Origin of the sequence: Rhizobium grahamii (assembly GCF_009498215.1) — a bacterium.
In the GTDB taxonomy this organism is placed as follows: Bacteria; Pseudomonadota; Alphaproteobacteria; order Rhizobiales; family Rhizobiaceae; genus Rhizobium; species Rhizobium grahamii_A.
The window spans coordinates 906585-928024 of record NZ_CP043498.1; the positions used below are offsets into that span (position 1 = coordinate 906585).

The window sequence follows — 21440 nt, forward strand, 5'->3', positions numbered from 1 at the left end:
GTCCATTATGGCTCGCGAATATAAAATCGAAGACTACCGTAATTTCGGTATTATGGCGCACATCGACGCCGGCAAGACGACGACGACTGAGCGTATCCTTTACTACACCGGCAAGTCGCACAAGATCGGCGAAGTGCACGATGGCGCGGCCACGATGGACTGGATGGAGCAGGAGCAGGAGCGTGGCATCACGATCACCTCCGCTGCCACCACGACCTTCTGGAAGGGCCGTGACGGCAAGATGCGCCGCTTCAACATCATCGACACCCCCGGCCACGTCGACTTCACCATCGAAGTCGAGCGTTCGCTGCGCGTTCTCGACGGTGCTGTTGCTCTTCTCGATGCCAACGCCGGCGTAGAGCCGCAGACGGAAACCGTCTGGCGTCAGGCTGAGAAGTACAACGTTCCGCGCATGATCTTCTGCAACAAGATGGACAAGACCGGTGCGGACTTCTACCGCTCGGTCGAGATGATCAAGACCCGTCTCGGTGCAACGGCTGTTGTCATGCAGCTGCCGATCGGTGCAGAAAGCGAATTCAAGGGTGTTGTCGACCTGATCGAGATGAACGCTCTCATCTGGCGCGACGAATCGCTCGGCGCTCAGTGGGACGTCGTCGAAATCCCTGATGACCTGAAGGCCAAGGCTGAAGAATATCGCGAAAAGCTGATCGAGACCGTTGTCGAGATCGACGAAGCCGCGATGGAAGCCTACCTCGAAGGCACCATGCCCGACAACGACCAGATCCGCGCGCTCGTCCGTCGCGGCACGATCGACGTCAAGTTCCATCCGATGTTCTGCGGCACCGCCTTCAAGAACAAGGGCGTTCAGCCGCTGCTCGACGCAGTTGTTGACTACCTGCCGTCGCCGATGGACATCCCTGCGATCAAGGGCATCGACTTCAAGACGGAAGCTGAAATCGAGCGTCATGCTGACGACAACGAGCCGCTGTCCATGCTCGCGTTCAAGATCATGAACGACCCCTTCGTCGGTTCGCTCACCTTCGCCCGCATCTACTCCGGCAAGCTCGAAAAGGGCGCGTCGGTCATGAACACGGTCAAGGACAAGCGCGAGCGCGTCGGCCGCATGCTGCAGATGCACTCGAACTCGCGTGAAGACATCGAAGAAGCCTTCGCAGGCGATATCGTTGCTCTCGCCGGTCTCAAGGAAACCACCACTGGCGATACGCTCTGCGATCCGCTGAAGCCGGTTATCCTCGAGCGCATGGAATTCCCCGAGCCGGTCATCCAGATCGCGATCGAGCCGAAGACCAAGGGCGACCAGGAAAAGATGGGCCTCGCGCTCAACCGTCTGGCAGCTGAGGATCCGTCCTTCCGCGTGAAGACTGACCAGGAATCTGGCCAGACGATCATCGCCGGCATGGGCGAACTTCACCTCGACATTCTCGTCGACCGTATGCGTCGCGAGTTCAAGGTTGAAGCAACCGTCGGTGCGCCGCAGGTTGCCTACCGCGAAACCATCACGCGTCAGCACGAAGAAGACTACACGCACAAGAAGCAGTCCGGTGGTACCGGTCAGTTCGCACGCGTCAAGATCATCTTCGAACCGAACCCGGATGGCGAAGACTTCAAGTTCGAATCCAAGATCGTCGGCGGTGCTGTTCCGAAGGAATACATCCCGGGCGTTCAGAAGGGTATCGAAAGCGTTCTGTCTTCCGGTCCGCTCGCTGGCTTCCCGATGCTCGGCGTCAAGGCGACGCTCGTTGACGGTGCCTTCCACGACGTTGACTCGTCGGTCCTGGCGTTCGAAATCGCTTCGCGTGCTTGCTTCCGTGAAGCAGCCAAGAAGGCCGGTGCTCAGCTCCTCGAGCCGATGATGAAGGTCGAAGTTGTCACTCCGGAAGACTACGTCGGCGACGTTATCGGCGACCTGAACTCCCGTCGTGGCCAGATCCAGGGTCAGGAACAGCGCGGTATCGCAATCGTTATCGCCGCCAACGTTCCGCTGGCGAACATGTTCAAGTACGTCGACAACCTGCGCTCCATGTCGCAGGGCCGTGCTCAGTACACGATGACCTTCGATCACTACGCGCCGGTCCCGTCGAACGTCGCAACGGAAATCCAGGCAAAGTATTCCGGTCAGAAGTGACCGGAATACCAATTGACCGATAACAAGAATTAAGTCCCTCGCGGACTAGCAAGAATGGAGAGCCGAAATGGCAAAGAGTAAGTTTGAGCGCAACAAGCCGCACGTTAACATCGGCACGATCGGCCACGTTGACCACGGCAAGACGTCTCTGACGGCAGCGATCACGAAGTACTTCGGCGAGTTCAAGGCGTACGACCAGATCGACGCTGCTCCGGAAGAAAAGGCCCGCGGCATCACCATCTCGACGGCACACGTCGAGTACGAGACCCCGAACCGTCACTATGCTCACGTTGACTGCCCCGGCCACGCCGACTACGTCAAGAACATGATCACCGGTGCCGCACAGATGGACGGCGCGATCCTGGTTTGCTCGGCAGCTGACGGCCCGATGCCGCAGACCCGCGAGCACATCCTGCTTGCTCGTCAGGTTGGCGTTCCGGCGATCGTCGTGTTCCTCAACAAGGTCGACCAGGTTGACGACGCCGAGCTTCTCGAGCTCGTCGAGCTGGAAGTTCGCGAACTTCTGTCGTCCTACGACTTCCCGGGCGACGACATTCCGGTCATCAAGGGTTCGGCTCTTGCTGCTCTGGAAGACTCGGACAAGAAGATCGGCGAAGACGCGATCCGCGAACTGATGGCTGCTGTTGACGCCTACATCCCGACGCCTGAGCGCCCGATCGACCAGCCGTTCCTGATGCCGATCGAAGACGTGTTCTCGATCTCTGGCCGTGGTACGGTTGTGACCGGCCGCGTCGAGCGTGGCATCGTCAAGGTTGGCGAAGAAGTCGAAATCGTCGGCATCCGCGCAACCTCGAAGACGACGGTTACCGGCGTTGAAATGTTCCGCAAGCTGCTCGATCAGGGCCAGGCTGGCGACAACATCGGCGCTCTGGTTCGCGGTGTTAACCGTGACGGCGTTGAGCGTGGTCAGATCCTGTGCAAGCCGGGCTCTGTCAAGCCGCACAAGAAGTTCATGGCCGAAGCCTACATCCTGACGAAGGAAGAAGGCGGCCGTCATACGCCGTTCTTCACCAACTACCGTCCGCAGTTCTACTTCCGTACGACTGACGTGACCGGTATCGTCTCGCTGCCGGAAGGCACGGAAATGGTTATGCCTGGCGACAACGTCACCGTTGCTGTCGAGCTGATCGTTCCGATCGCGATGGAAGAAAAGCTGCGCTTCGCTATCCGCGAAGGCGGCCGTACCGTCGGCGCCGGCATCGTCGCCTCGATCGTCGAGTAATCTTCGCAAACGGCCACTCTCAACGGGGTGGCCGCTTCGATGACAATATTATGAAGCAAGTGGCTTCGGCCGCTTGCTTATTACAAGAAAATGTTGCACATGGCGCGCGAGCGCTGTTTGCGCCCTGCTTCGTTTATCGAATCGGGTGACTACAACAAACAATAAGGTGGGCTGAAAGGCCTGAAGACTGGATAGGGGCTCGGTAACCCGCAGCCTCCATCGATCTTTGAAACCGGTGGTCCGCCTTAGGAATAAGAACAACCCGTGCCTGCCCAAAAGGCGCGCGGGATAACAAACACAAGGATAACGTCGAATGAACGGCCAAAATATCCGCATTCGCCTGAAGGCGTTCGATCACCGCATTCTCGACGCTTCGACGCGCGAGATCGTGTCGACGGCGAAGCGCACCGGCGCAAGCGTCCGGGGCCCCGTTCCGCTTCCGACTCGCATCGAGAAGTTTACGGTAAACCGGTCCCCGCACATCGACAAGAAGAGCCGCGAGCAGTTCGAGATGCGCACGCATAAGCGCCTCCTCGACATCGTTGACCCGACCCCGCAGACGGTAGACGCGCTGATGAAGCTCGATCTCGCCGCTGGTGTCGATGTTGAGATCAAGCTCTGAGCCTGGCTCGAGCTGAGTTGGAAGGATTGAACCGATGCGTTCAGGTGTGATTGCACAGAAGATCGGCATGACCCGCGTCTACAACGACGCCGGCGAACATGTTCCGGTGACAGTACTGCGTATGGAAGGCTGCCAGGTTGTAGCCCAGCGCACTGTTGAAAAGAATGGCTATGTCGCGGTACAGCTCGGTGCTGGCACGGCGAAGGTCAAGAATACGTCGAAGGCTATGCGCGGTAACTTTGCTGTTGCCAACGTTGAGCCGAAGGCCAAGCTTCAGGAATTCCGCGTTACGGAAGACAACCTGCTTGACGTTGGTACCGAGCTTAAGGCCGGTCACTTCGCAGCTGGTCAGCTCGTCGACGTGACGGGTACGACGATTGGTAAGGGCTTTGCCGGCGCCATGAAGCGTCACGGCTTCGGCGGTCTCCGCGCCACGCACGGTGTGTCGGTTTCGCACCGCTCGCACGGTTCGACGGGTTCGCGCCAGGATCCGGGCAAGGTTTTCAAGAACAAGAAGATGGCTGGTCACATGGGCCAGACGCGCGTAACGACTCAGAACCTTGAAGTGGTTTCGACCGATGAAGATCGCGGTCTGATCCTGATCAAGGGTGCAGTACCCGGTTCCAAGGGTGCCTGGATCATCGTGCGCGACGCCGTCAAGTCGGCCGCGAAGTAAGGGAGCCAGACCAATGGAATTCAACGTCAAGACCCTCGAGGGAAAAGACGCAGGGAAGGTTTCTCTTTCTGACGCGATTTTCGGCCTCGAGCCCCGCGAAGACATTCTCGCCCGCGTCATCCGCTGGCAGCTTGCCAAGAAGCAGCAGGGCACTCACCAGGCAAAGGGCCGCGCCGACGTATGGCGTACCGGTGCCAAGATGTACAAGCAGAAGGGTACGGGCCGCGCTCGTCACCATTCGGCTCGCGCTCCGCAGTTCCGCGGCGGTGGTAAGGCTCACGGCCCGGTTGCTCGCAGCCACGAACACGACCTTCCGAAGAAGGTTCGCGCTCTCGGCCTGCGTCTCGCTCTCTCGGCAAAGCTGAAGTCCGATGATGTCATCATCATCGACAACCTGGTTGCTGCTGAAGCAAAGACCAAGGCGCTGGCTTCGACTTTCGCGTCGCTCGGCCTGACCAACGCTCTCTTCATCGGCGGCGCTGAACTTGATGGCAACTTCAAGCTCGCAGCCCAGAACATCCCGAACATCGATGTTCTGCCGATCCAGGGCATCAACGTTTATGACATCGTGCGCCGCGGCAAGCTCGTGCTTTCCAAGGCTGCCGTTGAAGCTCTAGAGGAGCGTTTCAAGTGACCGATCTTCGCCACTATGATGTGATCGTCTCGCCGGCGATCACCGAAAAGTCCACGCTGGTATCGGAAAACAACCAGGTTGTTTTCAACGTCGCCAAGACGGCGTCGAAGCCGGAAATCAAGGCTGCAGTCGAGGCGCTCTTCGGCGTCAAGGTCACGGCCGTCAACACTCTGCTCCGCAAGGGCAAGACCAAGCGTTTCAAAGGTTTTGTCGGCAAGCAGAAGGACGTGAAGAAGGCTGTCGTGACGCTGGCTGAAGGCCAGACGATCGACGTCTCCACCGGTCTCTGAGGAATAAAAAAATGGCATTGAAAACATTCAATCCTACAACCCCGAGCCAGCGTCAGCTGGTCATCGTCGACCGTTCCGCGCTCTACAAGGGCAAGCCGGTCAAGGCGCTGACGGAAGGTCTGTCGAAGAGCGGTGGTCGTAACAACCTCGGCCGCATCACGGCTCGCTTCATCGGCGGTGGTCACAAGCGTACGTATCGTCTGGTTGACTTCAAGCGTCGCAAGTTCGACGTCGAGGGCACGGTCGAGCGTATCGAATACGACCCGAACCGTACGGCGTTCATCGCGCTCGTCTCTTACGCCGACGGCGAACAGGCCTACATCATCGCTCCGCAGCGTATCGCTGCCGGCGACAAGGTCATCGCTTCGGAAAAGGCTGTCGACGTAAAGCCCGGCAACACCATGCCGCTGCAGTACATCCCGGTTGGCTCCATCATCCACAACGTGGAAATGAAGCCGGGCAAGGGCGGTCAGATCGCTCGCTCCGCTGGTTCCTACGCACAGCTCGTAGGCCGCGACGCGGGTCTGGCGATCCTTCGTCTGAACTCGGGCGAACAGCGCCTCGTGCCTGGCTCCTGCCTTGCTTCGATCGGTGCGGTTTCGAACCCTGACCATGCCAACATCAACGACGGCAAGGCCGGTCGTACGGTGTGGCGCGGCAAGCGTCCGCATAACCGCGGCGTTGTCATGAACCCGGTCGATCACCCGCACGGCGGTGGTGAAGGTCGTACCTCGGGTGGCCGTCATCCGGTTACTCCGTGGGGCAAGCCGACCAAGGGCAAGCGCACGCGGTCGAACAAGTCGACCGACAAGATGATCATGCGCTCGCGTCACCAGCGTAAGAAGTAAGAGAGGAAGTCTCCAATGGCTCGTTCAGTATGGAAAGGTCCGTTCGTTGACGGCTATCTTCTCAAGAAGGCTGAGAAGGTTCGTGAAGGCGGACGTGCAGAAGTAATCAAGATCTGGAGCCGTCGCTCCACGATCCTGCCGCAGTTCGTCGGCCTGACGTTCGGCGTCTACAACGGCAGCAAGCATGTTCCGGTCAGCGTCAATGAAGACATGGTCGGTCACAAGTTCGGTGAATTCTCTCCGAGCCGGACCTACTACGGTCACGGTGCGGACAAGAAGGCAAAGAGGAAGTAATCATGGGCAAGGCAAAAGCCGAACGCCGGCTGAAGGACAACGAGGCGCAAGCAGTCGCCCGTACGCTCCGCGTCAGCCCACAGAAGCTCAACCTGGTTGCTGCGGCTATCCGCGGCAAGAAGGTCGAACGTGCACTCGCTGAGCTGGAATTCTCCCGCAAGCGGATCGCCGGTGCTGTCAAGAAGACGCTTGAATCTGCAATCGCAAACGCCGAGAACAACCATGATCTCGACGTTGACTCGCTGGTCGTGGCTGAAGCCTACGTCGGCAAGTCGATCGTCATGAAGCGTTTCCACGCTCGTGGCCGTGGTCGTGCGTCGCGCATTGAAAAGCCCTTTGCGCACCTGACGATCGTCGTTCGCGAAGTTCAAGCTGCCACCGAGGAGGCCGCATAATGGGTCAGAAAATCAATCCAATTGGTTTCCGTCTTGGCATCAACCGTACCTGGGATAGCCGCTGGTTCGCGGACAACGCCGAGTACGGTCAGCTGCTGCACGAAGACCTGAAGATGCGCAAGTTCGTCATGAGCGAACTGAAGCAGGCCGGTATCGCCAAGGTGGTCATCGAGCGTCCGCACAAGAAGTGCCGCGTCACGATCCACTCGGCTCGTCCGGGCCTCATCATCGGCAAGAAGGGCGCAGACATCGACAAGCTCCGCAAGAAGCTGTCGGACATGACGAATTCCGAAACGCACCTCAACATCGTTGAAGTTCGTAAGCCGGAAGTCGACGCTACGCTCGTCGCACAGTCGATCGCTCAGCAGCTCGAGCGTCGTGTTGCTTTCCGTCGCGCCATGAAGCGCGCCGTTCAGTCTGCAATGCGTCTTGGCGCCGAAGGCATCAAGATCACCTGCGCAGGCCGTCTCGGTGGTGCTGAAATCGCTCGTACGGAATGGTACCGCGAAGGTCGCGTTCCGCTGCACACGCTGCGCGCTGACATTGACTACGGCACAGCCGAAGCGGAAACCGCTTTCGGTATCTGCGGCATCAAGGTTTGGATCTTCAAGGGCGAAATCCTTGAGCACGATCCGATGGCCTCCGAGCGCCGCGCACTCGAGGGTGATGCTCAGGGTCCGGCTAGCCGTGACCGCGATCGTCGCCGCGACAACGCTTGATAGCGTTGGTGGCACATAAGTTCGGAGAATAAGAAATGTTGCAGCCAAAGCGTACTAAGTACCGCAAGCAATTCAAGGGCCGCATCAAGGGCGTCGCCAAGGGAGGTTCCGACCTCGCATTTGGTGAATTCGGCCTTAAGGCTCAGGAGCCAAACCGCGTGAATGCACGCGAGATCGAAGCGGCCCGCCGCGCGATCACGCGTTACATGAAGCGTGCTGGCCGCGTGTGGATCCGCGTGTTCCCGGATGTTCCGGTAACCGCTAAGCCGACCGAAGTCCGTATGGGTAAGGGTAAGGGCTCTGTTGAATATTGGGCATGCAAGGTCAAGCCAGGCCGCATGATGTTCGAGATCGACGGCGTCAGCGAAGAAATCGCTCGCGAAGCGCTTCGCCTCGGCTCTGCCAAGCTCTCGGTCAAGACGCGCTTCGTACAGCGCATTGCAGAGTAAGGAGCAAGGCACATGAAAGCCGAAGAAGTTCGCGGCCTGACGGCCGATCAGCTCAAGGACAAGCTTGCCGACCTGAAGAAGGAGCAGTTCAACCTGCGCTTCCAGAAGGCCACCGGTCAGCTCGAAAAGTCCTCCCGCGTCAATGAAGTTCGCAAGGACATCGCCCGCGTGAAAACCATTGCCCGCCAGAAGGCGGCAGAAGCAAAGGCCTAAGAATATGCCGAAGCGCATCCTGCAGGGCGTCGTCGTTGGCGACAAGAACGAGAAGACTGTAGTTGTCCGCGTTGAGCGTCGTTTCGCTCATCCGCTGATGCAGAAGACCGTTCGTCGTTCCAAGAAGTACAAGGCCCACGACGAAAACAATCAGTACAAGATCGGCGATACCGTATCCATCGAGGAATGCGCGCCGATCTCCAAGGACAAGCGTTGGACGGTTGTAGCCGCCCAGGCCAAGTAAGATTTTTGCGCGAGGCCTTGCGTCTCGCGGAAATATCTGTATGAAGCAGCGTCAGAACGCTCGTTCGTCGAGCGTTCTTTTGCTTTGAGCGCACGGAAGGTCCCGTTGGGAAACCACCCTGGCACGATCGATCCCGCGCTATTCAAGCTATGCCGTGTTTTCGCCTGCTCTCGTGGCAAGCGGCCGGCTGACAATTTTCATAAGCCGGGGAAGGGGGCTCTGAGCCCAACCATTCCGGTAAACCAAAAAGGCGACCTGATATGATTCAGATGCAAACAAACCTCGACGTGGCGGATAATTCCGGCGCACGTCGTGTCATGTGCATCAAGGTGCTGGGCGGTTCTAAGCGCAAGTATGCCGGGATCGGCGACGTTATCGTCGTTTCGATCAAGGAAGCTATTCCGCGCGGCCGCGTGAAGAAGGGTGACGTGATGAAGGCGGTTGTTGTTCGCACCGCCAAGGAAATCCGTCGCGTTGATGGTTCCATCATCCGCTTCGACACCAATGCAGCAGTCCTCATCGACAACAAAAAAGAGCCGATCGGCACCCGTATCTTCGGACCGGTTCCGCGCGAACTTCGCGCCAAGAACCACATGAAGATCATCTCGCTCGCTCCCGAAGTACTGTAAGGAGCGCGAACGATGCAAAAGATTCGTAAGGGCGACAAGGTCGTCATGCTCGCAGGCAAGGACAAGGGCCGCACTGGCGAAGTCCTTCAGGTTCTGCCTAAGGAAGATCGTGCCGTTGTTCGTGGTATCAACGTCGTAAAGCGCCACCAGCGCCAGACGCAGAACCAGGAAGCCGGCATCATCACGAAGGAAGCCGCTGTTCACCTTTCTAACGTTGCAATCGTCGACAAGGACGGCAAGCCGACCCGCGTCGGTTTCGCGGTTGTTGACGGCAAGAAGGTCCGTGTGGCCAAGCGTTCCGGTGAGGTGATCTGATGGCTGAGGCAAAGTACGAGCCGCGGCTCAAGAAGGAATATGTCGAGCGCATTCGTGCGGCGATGCAGGAGAAGTTCTCCTTCGCCAACGAGATGCAGATTCCGAAGCTCGACAAGATCGTAATAAACATGGGTGTTGGTGAAGCAACGGCTGATTCGAAGAAGCCGACTGTTGCTGCAGCTGACCTGGCCGCTATCGCTGGTCAGAAGCCGGTCATCACCCGTGCACGCAACTCTATCGCTGGCTTCAAGGTCCGCGAAGATATGCCGATCGGCGCAAAGGTTACCCTGCGCGGCGCTCGCATGTACGAGTTCCTGGACCGTCTGATCAACATCGCGCTTCCGCGCGTTCGCGACTTCCGCGGCCTGAACCCGAAGAGCTTTGACGGCCGTGGCAACTTCGCCATGGGCATCAAGGAGCACATTGTGTTCCCTGAGATCAACTACGATAAGGTTGATCAGATGTGGGGCATGGACATCATCGTTTGCACGACGGCAACGAAGGACGACGAAGCGCGGGCTCTGCTGACAGAGTTCAACTTCCCGTTCCGTCAGTAACCGTAACGACGAGCGTAGAAAAGGAACCACACATGGCGAAGACAAGCGCAGTTGAAAAGAACAAGCGCCGCCGTATTACGGTCGCTAACCAGGCCGCCAAGCGGGCTGAGCTGAAGGCGATCATCATGAACCAGGCTCTTCCGATCGAAGAGCGGTTCAAGGCCTCGATCAAGCTGGCATCCCTGCCGCGCGATGGATCGAAGACCCGTATTCGCAACCGTTGTGAAGTATCGGGCCGTCCGCGCGCATACTACCGCAAACTGCGCATGTCGCGTATCGCGCTGCGTGAACTCGGCAATCTCGGCAAGGTGCCGGGCATCGTCAAGTCGAGCTGGTAAGGAGCAGGTTAGATGACAATGACTGATCCGTTGGGCGATATGCTCACTCGCATCCGTAACGGCGCTTCCCGCCGCAAGTCGTCGGTCTCGACGCCTGCTTCGAAGCTCCGTGCACGTGTTCTCGATGTTCTTCAGGCTGAAGGCTACATCCGTGGCTACTCCCTTGTCGATTTCGGCAATGGCAAGTCTGAACTCAGCATCGAGCTGAAGTACTACGAAGGCGCATCGGTGATCCGTGAAATCGGCCGTGTGTCCAAGCCGGGCCGCCGGGTTTATGTCTCGGTCAAGTCCATTCCGCAGGTCGCGAACGGCCTCGGCATCACCATCCTTTCGACTCCGAAGGGTGTGATGGCCGATCACCAGGCTCGCGAACAGAACGTTGGGGGCGAGGTTCTTTGCTCGGTATTCTAATACCGAGCATCGATCTCCATAGCGAACAGACAGGATATAAAAATGTCTCGTATCGGTAAGAAGCCCGTTCAGGTACCTGCTGGGATTACGGCTACGGTCGAAGGCCAGAAGGTTACTGCAAAGGGCCCGAAGGGCGAGCTGTTCTTCGTCGCAAACGACGAAGTCGGCGTTAAGCTCGAAAATAACGCGGTTGTGGTCACGCCGCTCACGCAGTCCAAGGATGCTCGTTCGAAGTGGGGCATGTCCCGCACGATGATCGAGAACATCTTCAAGGGCGTCAAGGACGGCTTTGAGCGCAAGCTCGAAATCAACGGCGTCGGTTACCGTGCATCGCTGCAGGGCAAGAACCTGCAGCTGGCGCTCGGCTTCAGCCATGACGTTGTCTATGAGACACCGCAGGGCATCACGATTGCTGTGCCGAAGCCGACGGAAATCATCGTTTCCGGCATCAACAAGCAGCAGGTCGGCCAGGTTGCCGCCGAAATCCGCGAATACCGCGGTCCTGAGCCTTACAAGGGCAAGGGCGTCAAGTATGCCGAAGAGCGGATTGTCCGCAAAGAAGGCAAGAAGAAGTAAGGATCACGCGAAATGGCTAGCAGGAAAGAAGCACTTGCACGTCGTGCCAACCGCGTGCGCCGTCATCTCAAGTCGGTGGCCAATGGCCGTCCGCGCCTGTCGGTTCATCGCTCCTCGAAGAACATCTATGTTCAGGTCATTGACGATGTTGCCGGCAAGACGCTCGCGTCCGCCTCGACTCTCGACAAGGATCTGCGCGGTTCTCTGAAGACCGGTGCTGACACCGCAGCGGCTGCCCTCGTCGGCAAGCTCGTTGCAGAGCGCGCAAAGAAGGCAGGCGTCAACGAGGTCGTATTCGACCGCGGCGCCTTCATCTACCACGGCCGCATCAAGGCCCTGGCAGACGCAGCCCGCGAAGGCGGTCTGACCTTCTAATTAGATTTCCGGCCGGAGCTTAGAGCGTCCGGCCGGATTTTCACCGGACCGCAAACGCTCCTCGATAGGGGAGGCTGATGCGGTCCTCGTTTTGTCTGCCGTTCCACCCGCAAAAGAAAAAGGAAAAGGACAATGGCACAGGAAAGAAGAGGTTCTCGCGACGATCGCCAGAACCGCGAAGAACGCGATAGCGAATTCGTCGACAAGCTGGTCGCGATCAACCGCGTCGCCAAGGTTGTTAAGGGCGGCCGTCGTTTCGGTTTCGCCGCTCTCGTCGTCGTCGGCGACCAGAAGGGCCGCGTTGGCTTTGGTCACGGCAAGGCACGCGAAGTGCCGGAAGCAATCCGCAAGGCGACTGAAGCTGCTAAGCGCGAACTGATCTTCGTACCGCTGCGTGACGGTCGTACGCTGCATCACGACGTTCATGGCCGCCATGGCGCCGGCAAGGTCCTGCTTCGTTCGGCCAAGGTCGGTACCGGTATCATCGCCGGTGGTCCGATGCGCGCCGTTTTCGAAACGCTCGGCGTTCACGACGTTGTCGCCAAGTCGACCGGTTCCTCGAACCCATACAACATGGTTCGTGCTACCTTCGACGCTCTGAAGCACCAGGTTCACCCGAAGGACATCGCAGCACAGCGCGGCATCAAGTATGCAACGCTTCAGGCTCGCCGTGCCGCTTCCGGCAACGCCTCTGAAGAATAAGAGGAGTCTGACAGATGGCTAAGGCTACCAAGAAGACTGAAGCGAAGACGGTTACTGTCGAACAGATCGGCAGCCCGATTCGCCGTCCTGATGTCCAGCAGCGCACGCTGATCGGCCTCGGACTCAACAAGATGCACCGTCGCCGCACTCTGGAAGATACGCCTTCCGTTCGTGGCATGATCCGTGCCGTCCAGCATCTCGTTCGCATCGTCGACGAGAAGTAAGCCGGGAGATTCGCTATGAAACTCAATGAAATCAAAGACAACGAAGGTTCGACCCACAGCCGCAAGCGCCTCGGCCGCGGTATCGGTTCGGGCAAGGGCAAGACCGGTGGTCGCGGTGTGAAGGGTCAGAAGTCCCGTTCAGGCGTCGCCATCAACGGTTTCGAAGGCGGTCAGATGCCAATCTACCGTCGCCTGCCGAAGCGCGGCTTCAACAACATCTTCAAGGCCGACTTCGTCGTCGTGTCGCTGGAGCGTGTTCAGGCTGCGATCGACGCTGGCAAGCTCGACGCCAAGTCCACGGTTGATGCAGCAGCTCTCAAGGCTGCCGGCGTTATCCGTCGCGTCAAGGACGGCGTTCGCGTTCTCGCCGACGGCGAGCTGAAGGCAAAGGTCAAGTTCGAAGTAGCCGGCGCTTCCAAGCCTGCTGTCGAAAAGATCGAAAAGGCTGGCGGTTCCGTCACGCTTCTTTCTGCCGCAGCTGCAGAGTAATTTAATCTATGATAAGTCGCCCGGGGTGCTTCACACCGGGCGATTTTGCTCCCATATGTGAGCCTCACAAAAACCGGCTGGACGCACGTGCGTCATGGACGGTACGACTAAACACAGGGTGAGGCATAGGTTGCGCCCGCAATCCGTCCGAAGCCCGCTTTTGAATAATTCAGAAATGCCGATTCCGGGATGAGCCCCAGGCGGGAACCCCGAAATTGGTAGCGCGGAGAATCGCATGGCGTCTGCAGCGGAACAGTTGGCTTCCAACCTCAATTTCTCGACCTTCGCCAAAGCCGAGGATCTTAAGAAGCGCCTGTGGTTCACACTGGCAGCTCTCCTCGTGTACCGGCTGGGTACGCATATTCCGCTTCCAGGCCTCAATCCAGAAGCTTACGCTCAGGCCTTCCGCGGCCAGGCTGGCGGCATTCTCGGCCTTTTCAACATGTTCTCGGGCGGCGCTGTACAGCGCATGGCGATCTTCGCGCTCGGCATCATGCCCTACATTTCCGCTTCGATCATCGTGCAGCTGATGACCTCTGTCGTCCCGGCGCTCGAGAACCTGAAGAAGGAAGGCGAGCAGGGCCGCAAGATCATCAACCAGTACACCCGCTACGGCACCGTTCTTCTCGGCGCCCTGCAGGCCTACGGCATCTCCGTTGGCCTTGAGAGCGGCAACGGTCTCGTTGTCGATCCGGGTATCTTCTTCCGAATCTCTACCGTCATCACGCTGCTCGGCGGCACGATGTTCCTGATGTGGCTCGGCGAGCAGATCACCTCGCGCGGTATCGGCAACGGTATTTCGCTGATCATTTTCGCAGGTATTGCCGCCGGCCTTCCGCAGGCGCTTGCAGGTACGCTGGAACTTGGCCGCACCGGCGCTCTGTCGACGACGCTGATTCTTGCCGTCATCCTCATCGCGATTGCGGTTATCGCCATCATCGTCTTCGTCGAGCGCGCGCAGCGCCGCCTTCTGATCCAGTATCCGAAGCGTCAGGTCGGCAATCGCATGTTCCAGGGCGACACCTCGCATCTGCCGCTCAAGCTCAACACCTCGGGCGTCATTCCCGCGATCTTCTCGTCCTCGCTGCTTCTGCTGCCGGCGACGATTGCAGGCTTCGCAAACACCACGGCTCTTCCGTCCTGGGCGACATCGATCGTTGCAGCCCTTGGCCACGGCCAGCCGCTCTACATGCTGCTCTACGGTCTGCTGATCGCCTTCTTCGCCTTCTTCTACACGGCCATCGTCTTCAATCCGAAGGACACGGCCGACAATCTGAAGAAGCATGGCGGCTTCATTCCCGGGATCCGTCCGGGTGAGCGGACCGCCGAGTACATCGATTACGTGCTGACCCGCATTACGGTCATCGGCGCGATCTACCTCGTCTTCGTGTGCATTCTGCCGGAAATTCTGGTGTCGCAAACGGGCATTCCGCTGTCCCTCGGTGGCACGTCGCTCCTGATCGTGGTTAGCGTAACGCTCGACACGGTGGCACAGATCCAGGGTCACCTGATCGCACAGCAATACGAAGGCCTGATCAAGAAATCGAAGTTGCGTGGAGGAAAGAGGGGGCGATGAGACTCATACTGTTAGGGCCGCCGGGCGCGGGTAAGGGGACCCAGGCTCAGCGGATCGTGGAGAAGTACGGAATTCCGCAACTCTCCACGGGCGACATGCTCCGCGCAGCCGTTGCGGCAGGCACGGAAGTAGGCAAGCGCGCGAAGGCCGTCATGGACGCCGGCAAGCTTGTCTCGGATGAGATCGTCAATGCCATCGTTTCTGAGCGTCTCGATGCTCCCGACTGCGCCAAGGGCTTTATCCTTGACGGCTATCCTCGCACGCTGGTTCAGGCCGACGCGACGGAAAGCATGCTGAAGGGCAAGGGGCTGGAGCTCTCGACCGTGATCGAGATCCAGGTCGACGACAAGATCCTGGCCGATCGCGTATCCGGTCGCTACACCTGCGCCAACTGCGGCGCCGGCTATCACGACACCAACGTGAAGCCGAAGGTCGACGGTGTCTGTGATCGCTGCGGTTCGACTCACTTCAAGCGCCGCCCGGATGACAACCGCGAAACGGTCGTCACGCGCCTCCAGGCATACTATAAGGAAACCTCGCCGCTGATCGGCTACTACTATGCCAAGAGCAAGTTGAAGTCGGTGGACGGCATGGCGGACATCGATCACGTCACGAACGAGATCGAAGCCATTCTTTCGAAGCTTTAGGGCTTTGGAAATAAACTTGGCGGAAGCGGTTGCTTTTAAGCGCTGATTCCGCTAAACACCGCGCCAACTCGCGATATCTCATGCGATCGGCGCGGACTTCCCAAGGGAATTCCGGGTTCGATCGTTTTGACTTGTTGAGAACCTGAATTGTAATTGCGACCTCTCTGGGTCGTGTAACGAGACACCACTTGCCGGATGGCAACTGGAACGCAAGGAGAATAGGCGTGGCACGTATCGCTGGCGTCAACATCCCGACTGCAAAGCGCGTTGTAATCGCGCTGACGTATATCCACGGGATCGGTTCGAAATTCGCTCAGGAAATCATGGAGAAGGTCGGTCTTCCGGCTGACAAGCGCGTCCATCAGTTGACGGACTCCGAGATCCTCCAGATCCGCGAAACCATCGACCGCGATTACCAGGTCGAAGGTGACCTGCGTCGCGAGACCTCGATGAACATCAAGCGTCTGATGGACCTCGGCTGCTACCGCGGCCTGCGTCATCGCCGCGGCCTTCCGGTCCGTGGTCAGCGCACGCACACCAATGCTCGTACCCGCAAGGGCCCGGCAAAGGCTATCGCTGGTAAGAAGAAGTAATTTCCGGGAAACCGGAGGTGAGGGGGCTGGCGGTCTGCGCCGGCCTCTTTTGAGTTTGGGGCAGGGCCGCGAGGTCTCGTTCCGGTGTAGCCGCTGGTATTACGGCGGTGCAGAGATCCAAGAAAGGGATACAAATGGCCAAGGAAGCCGTACGCGTTCGCCGTCGCGAACGTAAAAACATTTCGTCGGGCGTTGCCCACGTCAACTCGACCTTCAACAACACGATGATCACGATCACCGACGCGCAGGGCAATGCTATTGCCTGGTCGTCTGCTGGCGCCAAGGGCTTCAAGGGCTCGCGCAAGTCGACCCCGTTCGCTGCTCAGATCGCTGCCGAAGACTGCGCCAAGAAGGCTCAGGAACATGGCATGAAGTCGCTGGAAGTCGAAGTTTGCGGTCCGGGTTCGGGTCGTGAGTCCGCTCTGCGCGCGCTCCAGGCTGCTGGTTTCATGATCACGTCCATCCGCGACGTGACGCCGATCCCGCACAATGGCTGCCGCCCGCGCAAGAAGCGCCGCGTCTGATCATCGCCATTCACAACACCGGTGAGCGGATCTTCGCTCCCGGTGCTTCTCAAGCTCGGTTGTCACGATTGGATGGTGGCAACGAACGGAAGGCAAAAATATGATTCAGAAAAACTGGCAGGAATTGATCAAGCCGAACAAGGTCGAGTTCTCTTCGAGCTCGCGCACCAAGGCGACGCTCGTAGCAGAGCCGCTGGAGCGCGGTTTCGGCCTCACCCTCGGCAACGCGCTTCGCCGCGTTCTGCTGTCCTCGCTGCGCGGTGCCGCAGTGACGGCCGTGCAGATCGATGGCGTGCTGCATGAATTCTCGTCGATCCCGGGCGTCCGCGAAGACGTTACGGACATCGTCCTCAACATCAAGGAAATCGCCATCAAGATGGATGGCGATGACGCAAAGCGCATGGTCGTGCGTAAGCAGGGCCCGGGCGTTGTAACGGCTGGCGACATCCAGACGGTCGGCGACATCGAAATCCTCAACCCCGAGCATGTGATCTGCACGCTCGACGAGGGCGCCGAAATCCGTATGGAATTCACGGTCAACAACGGCAAGGGCTATGTTCCGGCCGATCGCAATCGTGCGGAAGATGCTCCGATCGGTCTCATTCCGGTCGACAGTCTCTATTCGCCGGTCAAGAAGGTGTCCTACAAGGTAGAAAATACCCGTGAAGGACAGGTTCTCGACTACGACAAGCTGAACATGACCATCGAAACCGATGGTTCGATCTCCGGCGAAGATGCCGTCGCTTTCGCGGCTCGCATCCTGCAGGATCAGCTTGGCGTGTTCGTCAACTTCGACGAGCCGCAGAAGGAAACCGAAGAGGAAGCAGTCACCGAACTCGCTTTCAATCCGGCGCTCCTCAAGAAGGTGGACGAACTCGAACTGTCTGTTCGCTCGGCAAACTGCCTGAAGAACGACAATATCGTCTACATCGGCGACCTCATTCAGAAGACCGAAGCAGAAATGCTCCGCACACCGAATTTTGGTCGCAAGTCGCTGAACGAAATCAAGGAAGTTCTCGCTTCCATGGGCCTGCACCTCGGCATGGAAGTGCCGGCATGGCCGCCCGAGAACATCGAAGATCTCGCCAAGCGTTACGAAGACCAGTACTAACATTCAAACGGCAGGCGGATGCCTGCAAGTGAAGGAGAATAGCAATGCGCCACGGTAAAGCCGGCCGCAAGCTGAATAGAACCGCTAGCCACCGCAAGGCAATGTTTGCCAACATGGCGGCTTCGCTCATCACCCATGAGCAGATTGTGACGACCCTGCCGAAGGCAAAGGAAATCCGTCCGATCGTTGAAAAGCTCGTAACACTCGGCAAGCGCGGCGACCTGCACGCTCGTCGTCAGGCGATCTCGCAGATCCGCGACGCCGCTGTCGTTTCGAAGCTCTTCGACACGATCGCTTCGCGCTACGCAACCCGCAACGGCGGCTACCTGCGTATCATGAAGGCTGGCTTCCGCCAGGGCGACAACGCTGCTCTCGCAGTCATCGAATTCGTTGACCGCGACACCTATGCCAAGGGCGCAGCCGACAAGGCTCGCGTTGAAGCTGAAGCAGCCGCTGCTGAAGCCGCTTAGTCCTTTCCGGTTCGCCGGAAGCAAAACAGCCGGGCTGAAAAGCCCGGCTGTTTTCGTTTGTGCATCTGCCTGAGTTGCTGCGTGGTTCAATCGGGTACGTGGATGCAATGCTTGATGTGCTTCAGGTTGGCAACGATCGTGAACGTCATGATGACGAGAAGGCACCAGGAACTCCATTTGCCGAGATGAACGATCGACCACGCGCCGACCTGGTTGGGATACTGCCATATGCCGAGGAAGGTGCTGATATTCTCTGCGAGCCAGATGAAGAAGCCGATCAGGACGAAGGCAAAGAGCAGCGGCATCTTCCGGTCGCGGTCATAGGGCCGAAACACGACTGTTGTTCTGGCATAAAGGCCGAGAGTGCATGCCGCGATGTACCAGCGGTAGTCGCCGATATAGTGGTGGGTGAAGAAATTGGCGTAGATCGCCAGCGCCGTCAGGGCGGCCATCCAATAGGGAGGATGGTGCTTGATTCGCAGGTCGAAGAGCCGCCAGGCCTGGACGATATAGCTCCCGACCGCCGCGTACATGAACCCGGAGAAAAGCGGCACACCAAAGATCTTGCTGTAGGCGAAATCGGGATAGGACCAGGACGGGACGCTGCCCGAGGTCTTGAAAACCTCGAGTGCGAAGCCGACGAGGTGAAACAGCGAGATCGCCTTCAGCTCGTCGATGGTCTCGAGCTTCGTCCAAACCATTACGGCCTGGATGACGATTGCGATCAATAGCAGGAGATCATAGCGGGGAATTCCGGCCAGTCCTGCCCGCGGCACGGCGAAGACGGCGAGAAAGAACAATCCGGCAAAGAGGCAGGCGCGCGCTTCCTTGATGCCGAAATAGAGAAACTCGACCAGAAACCGCTTGAGGCCCCCCAGTCGATCAGCCGCCGGCCTGTCAATCAGATGTCTGTCTAGCGAGGGCAGGAGGTTTTGAAGCACAGCAGTTTTTGACATTGGGCCGCCAATAGAGCAGGAGATGCATTCGCGACGCGGCCGGTAGCCACGGCGCGGCGCTTCGAAGACGCCACCGCAGCTAGTATCGAGGAAATCGTTAAGATTGTGACCGAAGGCGCTATACACGCCGCTGCCTCTTCCTTTGCGCGGCCGAGACTCCGTTATTTTCTTTCCGTGCTGTCAGTGATTGCGGCGGGCCTCGTCTTGCGCCGATTCGGGTACGAGATCGGCTTGCCATTTCTCGTGGTCAAGTATGGTGGCTCGATGCTTTGGGGAGCCATGGTCTACCTGATATGCCGCCTGGCGGCGCCACGGACACGACTATACCTAACGGCTTTGGTCGCGGTAGCTGCTGCCGTTGCCGTCGAACTCTCACGCCTCTATCACACGCCGGCCCTGGATGCTTTCCGTCTGACCACGGCCGGAGCTTTGCTCCTGGGGCGCGTATTTTCCGTCTGGAACGTTGTCGCCTATTCGACAGGCATATCGGCAGCCTGCCTCGTTGAAGCTTGGCGCAGGCGGTGATCATTCACATAGCGACGGGCGATCAAACCGCCGCTGTGGCGCTCCGCTGCCTGCCTTGCCCGCGCTTCCTGCTCCGCGCGATCGGTCGCCAGGAACGATAGAGGATCAACAGGATGATCAGGCCGACATAGATATATTGCTCGAGGTCGAGGATTTTCGTCGACAGCGCGAAGTGCACGGCGCCGGCCGCCGCCACGATATAGACGAGCCGGTGCAACCGCACCCAATTCGGCCCGAGCCGGCGGATCGAGAAGTTGTTCGAGGTCACTGCAAGCGGCACCAGCAGGGCAAGAGCACCCATCCCGAACATGATGAAGGGGCGTTTCAACACGTCATCAAGCACTGCCGAGAGGTCGAGCGCCTGGTCGAGCACCATGTAGACCGTGAAGTGCATCAGCGCGTAGTAGAACGTCAGCAGCCCGAGTGCGCGGCGATAGCGGAGATAGTTCCAGCCGAAGAAATCGCGGGCAGGCGAGACGGCCAGCGTCAGGATGAGAAAGCGGATCGTCCAGAGGCCGAGGAACAGTTCGAAGGTTTTCACCGGATCGGCACCGAGTTGATCCGTGGCGCCGAGATAGAACGTCCAGACGGCAGGCAGCAGCCCTACGACGTAAAGCGCCCATATGGAGGCGGACTGCCAGCGTTTCGGCAGGCTGAACGATAGACCAGCCATCAGAAATTCTTCCGCAGATCCATGCCGCTGTAGAGGCTGGCGACCTCGTCGGCATATCCGTTGAACGGCAACGTTGGATGACGGCTGGCACCGAAGAAGCCGCTTTCACCGATACGCCGCTCGCTCGCCTGGCTCCAGCGCGGATGATCGACCTCCGGGTTGACGTTGGCGTAGAAGCCGTACTCCTGCGAGTTGGTTACCTGCCAGGTGTTCTTCGGCTCCTTGTCGGTCAGGGTGATCCGGACGATCGACTTGATACCCTTGAAGCCGTATTTCCACGGCACGACCAGCCGGATCGGCGCACCATTCTGATTGGGGAGCGTCTGGCCGTAGAGGCCGACGGCGAGCAGCGTGAGTGGATGGCGTGCCTCGTCGAGCCGCAGACCTTCGACATAAGGCCAGTCGAGCGATTGGAAGATGCCTTTCTGCCCCGGCATTTCGTCCGGTCGTACGACGGTCTCGAAGGCGACGTATTTCGCGCTCCCCAGCGGCTCCACCTTGTCGAGCAGGGAGGCAAGCGGAAAGCCGTCCCACGGAATGACCATCGACCACGCTTCGACACAGCGCATGCGATAGGTGCGGTTCTCGATCGGGAATTCCTTCATCAAGGCTTCCACATCGAAGGTGCCCGGCTTGTTGACCATGCCATCGACCTTGATCGTCCAGGGCAGGGGCTTGAAGTTTCCCGAGAGCGCGGCGGGGTCGCCTTTGTCGAGCCCGAATTCGTAGAAATTGTTGTAGGTCGTGATGTCCTTTAGCGACGTCGCCTTCTCATCGACCTTGTATTTGCTCTCGATGACAGAGAGAGCCGCGGCGCTGGCCTTGCCGGCTCCGTAGAGCGCCATAGCGCCCAGCGTGGCGGCGCCGAGGAACTCGCGGCGTCTGAGATAGACCTGCTGTGGCGTGATCTCCGAAGATGCGATCTTGGGTGGGCGATAGGCTGGCATCGGAAACCTCCTGAGCATTGGCAGCTCGGTATAAACCTTCAACGCATCAATCGCGTCTTTGGATCATT

The 21440-nt window shown here is 58.8% G+C and carries 33 protein-coding genes; 30 read left to right on the forward strand and 3 right to left on the reverse strand.

The window, feature by feature from the left end; all coding sequences use genetic code 11:
• Positions 1-7 precede the first annotated feature (7 nt).
• The 29 genes from fusA (at position 8) to rplQ (ending at position 18271) form a co-directional block, all read left to right on the forward strand.
• Positions 8-2107 carry an elongation factor G gene (gene fusA, locus FZ934_RS04490; protein ID WP_153270097.1) on the forward strand — a complete coding sequence of 700 codons (2100 nt, stop codon included), beginning with the start codon at positions 8-10 and terminating at the stop codon, positions 2105-2107.
• A gap of 67 nt (positions 2108-2174) precedes the next feature.
• Entirely contained in the window at positions 2175-3350 is a 1176-nt protein-coding gene (gene tuf / locus FZ934_RS04495) for an elongation factor Tu (protein ID WP_153270086.1), read from the forward strand.
• Between the two features lie 313 nt (positions 3351-3663).
• Entirely contained in the window at positions 3664-3972 is a 309-nt protein-coding gene (gene rpsJ / locus FZ934_RS04500; protein ID WP_003547547.1) for a 30S ribosomal protein S10, read from the forward strand.
• Between the two features lie 34 nt (positions 3973-4006).
• Positions 4007-4648: a 50S ribosomal protein L3 gene (gene rplC, locus FZ934_RS04505; RefSeq protein WP_153270098.1), complete on the forward strand. Its 642-nt coding sequence runs from the start codon at positions 4007-4009 to the stop codon at positions 4646-4648.
• A gap of 13 nt (positions 4649-4661) precedes the next feature.
• Positions 4662-5282, forward strand: coding sequence for a 50S ribosomal protein L4 (gene rplD, locus FZ934_RS04510; RefSeq protein ID WP_153270099.1), 621 nt, complete (start codon positions 4662-4664; stop codon positions 5280-5282).
• Positions 5279-5572 carry a 50S ribosomal protein L23 gene (locus FZ934_RS04515; RefSeq protein WP_056820386.1) on the forward strand — a complete coding sequence of 98 codons (294 nt, stop codon included), beginning with the start codon at positions 5279-5281 and terminating at the stop codon, positions 5570-5572. Before rplD ends, FZ934_RS04515 begins: the two co-directional genes overlap by 4 nt.
• Positions 5573-5583: 11 nt before the next feature.
• Complete coding sequence (gene rplB / locus FZ934_RS04520) at positions 5584-6420, forward strand: 50S ribosomal protein L2 (protein WP_153270100.1); 837 nt, start codon at positions 5584-5586, stop codon at positions 6418-6420.
• A 15-nt stretch (positions 6421-6435) separates the two neighbouring features.
• The gene (gene rpsS / locus FZ934_RS04525) at positions 6436-6714 is read left to right on the forward strand and encodes a 30S ribosomal protein S19 (protein WP_113361790.1); all 279 of its coding nucleotides are present in this window, start codon (positions 6436-6438) and stop codon (positions 6712-6714) included.
• A gap of 2 nt (positions 6715-6716) precedes the next feature.
• Positions 6717-7109: a 50S ribosomal protein L22 gene (rplV, locus tag FZ934_RS04530; protein ID WP_056820379.1), complete on the forward strand. Its 393-nt coding sequence runs from the start codon at positions 6717-6719 to the stop codon at positions 7107-7109.
• A complete protein-coding gene (gene rpsC, locus FZ934_RS04535) occupies positions 7109-7828 on the forward strand; it encodes a 30S ribosomal protein S3 (protein ID WP_018857109.1) in 720 nt (239 codons plus the stop codon). Before rplV ends, rpsC begins: the two co-directional genes overlap by 1 nt.
• Before the next feature lie 35 nt (positions 7829-7863).
• Complete coding sequence (rplP, locus tag FZ934_RS04540) at positions 7864-8277, forward strand: 50S ribosomal protein L16 (protein WP_003573792.1); 414 nt, start codon at positions 7864-7866, stop codon at positions 8275-8277.
• A gap of 12 nt (positions 8278-8289) precedes the next feature.
• Positions 8290-8490 (forward strand): 50S ribosomal protein L29, encoded by a 201-nt coding sequence (rpmC, locus tag FZ934_RS04545; RefSeq protein WP_016553554.1) that lies wholly within the window; start codon positions 8290-8292, stop codon positions 8488-8490.
• A 4-nt stretch (positions 8491-8494) separates the two neighbouring features.
• Complete coding sequence (gene rpsQ / locus FZ934_RS04550; protein ID WP_037177362.1) at positions 8495-8734, forward strand: 30S ribosomal protein S17; 240 nt, start codon at positions 8495-8497, stop codon at positions 8732-8734.
• Between the two features lie 260 nt (positions 8735-8994).
• Positions 8995-9363: a 50S ribosomal protein L14 gene (gene rplN / locus FZ934_RS04555; RefSeq protein WP_007787738.1), complete on the forward strand. Its 369-nt coding sequence runs from the start codon at positions 8995-8997 to the stop codon at positions 9361-9363.
• 12 nt (positions 9364-9375) lie between these two features.
• Entirely contained in the window at positions 9376-9678 is a 303-nt protein-coding gene (gene rplX, locus FZ934_RS04560; RefSeq protein WP_153270101.1) for a 50S ribosomal protein L24, read from the forward strand.
• Positions 9678-10235 (forward strand): 50S ribosomal protein L5, encoded by a 558-nt coding sequence (rplE, locus tag FZ934_RS04565; protein WP_153270102.1) that lies wholly within the window; start codon positions 9678-9680, stop codon positions 10233-10235. The genes rplX and rplE overlap by 1 nt, the downstream gene beginning before the upstream one ends.
• A gap of 32 nt (positions 10236-10267) precedes the next feature.
• Positions 10268-10573, forward strand: a complete 306-nt coding sequence (gene rpsN, locus FZ934_RS04570; protein ID WP_153270103.1) for a 30S ribosomal protein S14 — start codon at positions 10268-10270, stop codon at positions 10571-10573.
• Positions 10574-10585: 12 nt separating this feature from the next.
• The gene (gene rpsH, locus FZ934_RS04575; RefSeq protein ID WP_037177374.1) at positions 10586-10984 is read left to right on the forward strand and encodes a 30S ribosomal protein S8; all 399 of its coding nucleotides are present in this window, start codon (positions 10586-10588) and stop codon (positions 10982-10984) included.
• Positions 10985-11026: 42 nt separating this feature from the next.
• Positions 11027-11560 (forward strand): 50S ribosomal protein L6, encoded by a 534-nt coding sequence (gene rplF / locus FZ934_RS04580; protein ID WP_153270104.1) that lies wholly within the window; start codon positions 11027-11029, stop codon positions 11558-11560.
• A 12-nt stretch (positions 11561-11572) separates the two neighbouring features.
• Positions 11573-11935 carry a 50S ribosomal protein L18 gene (gene rplR / locus FZ934_RS04585; RefSeq protein ID WP_153270105.1) on the forward strand — a complete coding sequence of 121 codons (363 nt, stop codon included), beginning with the start codon at positions 11573-11575 and terminating at the stop codon, positions 11933-11935.
• 132 nt (positions 11936-12067) lie between these two features.
• Positions 12068-12637, forward strand: a complete 570-nt coding sequence (gene rpsE, locus FZ934_RS04590; protein WP_016553561.1) for a 30S ribosomal protein S5 — start codon at positions 12068-12070, stop codon at positions 12635-12637.
• 14 nt (positions 12638-12651) lie between these two features.
• Complete coding sequence (rpmD, locus tag FZ934_RS04595) at positions 12652-12861, forward strand: 50S ribosomal protein L30 (protein ID WP_016553562.1); 210 nt, start codon at positions 12652-12654, stop codon at positions 12859-12861.
• 15 nt (positions 12862-12876) lie between these two features.
• Positions 12877-13350, forward strand: a complete 474-nt coding sequence (gene rplO, locus FZ934_RS04600) for a 50S ribosomal protein L15 (protein WP_056820360.1) — start codon at positions 12877-12879, stop codon at positions 13348-13350.
• A 235-nt stretch (positions 13351-13585) separates the two neighbouring features.
• Positions 13586-14926 carry a preprotein translocase subunit SecY gene (gene secY / locus FZ934_RS04605; RefSeq protein ID WP_153270106.1) on the forward strand — a complete coding sequence of 447 codons (1341 nt, stop codon included), beginning with the start codon at positions 13586-13588 and terminating at the stop codon, positions 14924-14926.
• Positions 14923-15573 (forward strand): adenylate kinase, encoded by a 651-nt coding sequence (locus tag FZ934_RS04610; protein WP_153270107.1) that lies wholly within the window; start codon positions 14923-14925, stop codon positions 15571-15573. The genes secY and FZ934_RS04610 overlap by 4 nt, the downstream gene beginning before the upstream one ends.
• 224 nt (positions 15574-15797) lie before the next feature.
• Positions 15798-16166 (forward strand): 30S ribosomal protein S13, encoded by a 369-nt coding sequence (rpsM, locus tag FZ934_RS04615; RefSeq protein ID WP_153270108.1) that lies wholly within the window; start codon positions 15798-15800, stop codon positions 16164-16166.
• 134 nt (positions 16167-16300) lie between these two features.
• Entirely contained in the window at positions 16301-16690 is a 390-nt protein-coding gene (gene rpsK, locus FZ934_RS04620; protein WP_003547577.1) for a 30S ribosomal protein S11, read from the forward strand.
• A gap of 100 nt (positions 16691-16790) precedes the next feature.
• Positions 16791-17801: a DNA-directed RNA polymerase subunit alpha gene (locus tag FZ934_RS04625; protein ID WP_007787729.1), complete on the forward strand. Its 1011-nt coding sequence runs from the start codon at positions 16791-16793 to the stop codon at positions 17799-17801.
• 44 nt (positions 17802-17845) lie between these two features.
• A complete protein-coding gene (gene rplQ, locus FZ934_RS04630; RefSeq protein ID WP_007531696.1) occupies positions 17846-18271 on the forward strand; it encodes a 50S ribosomal protein L17 in 426 nt (141 codons plus the stop codon).
• Between the two features lie 86 nt (positions 18272-18357).
• On the opposite strand, the gene FZ934_RS04635 is transcribed toward rplQ, so the two are convergent.
• The gene (locus tag FZ934_RS04635; RefSeq protein ID WP_153270109.1) at positions 18358-19227 is read right to left on the reverse strand and encodes a DUF817 domain-containing protein; all 870 of its coding nucleotides are present in this window, start codon (positions 19225-19227) and stop codon (positions 18358-18360) included.
• Positions 19228-19347: 120 nt separating this feature from the next.
• On the opposite strand from FZ934_RS04635, the gene FZ934_RS04640 reads away from it, so the two are divergent.
• Entirely contained in the window at positions 19348-19752 is a 405-nt protein-coding gene (locus tag FZ934_RS04640; protein ID WP_153272364.1) for a DUF2809 domain-containing protein, read from the forward strand.
• Positions 19753-19774: 22 nt separating this feature from the next.
• On the opposite strand, the gene msrQ is transcribed toward FZ934_RS04640, so the two are convergent.
• Together msrQ and msrP are read right to left on the reverse strand one after the other, a co-directional pair.
• Positions 19775-20425, reverse strand: a complete 651-nt coding sequence (gene msrQ, locus FZ934_RS04645) for a protein-methionine-sulfoxide reductase heme-binding subunit MsrQ (protein WP_153270110.1) — start codon at positions 20423-20425, stop codon at positions 19775-19777.
• On the reverse strand, positions 20425-21372 hold the full coding sequence (msrP, locus tag FZ934_RS04650) for a protein-methionine-sulfoxide reductase catalytic subunit MsrP (protein ID WP_153270111.1): 948 nt from the start codon (positions 21370-21372) through the stop codon (positions 20425-20427). The genes msrQ and msrP overlap by 1 nt, the downstream gene beginning before the upstream one ends.
• Positions 21373-21440 lie beyond the last annotated feature (68 nt).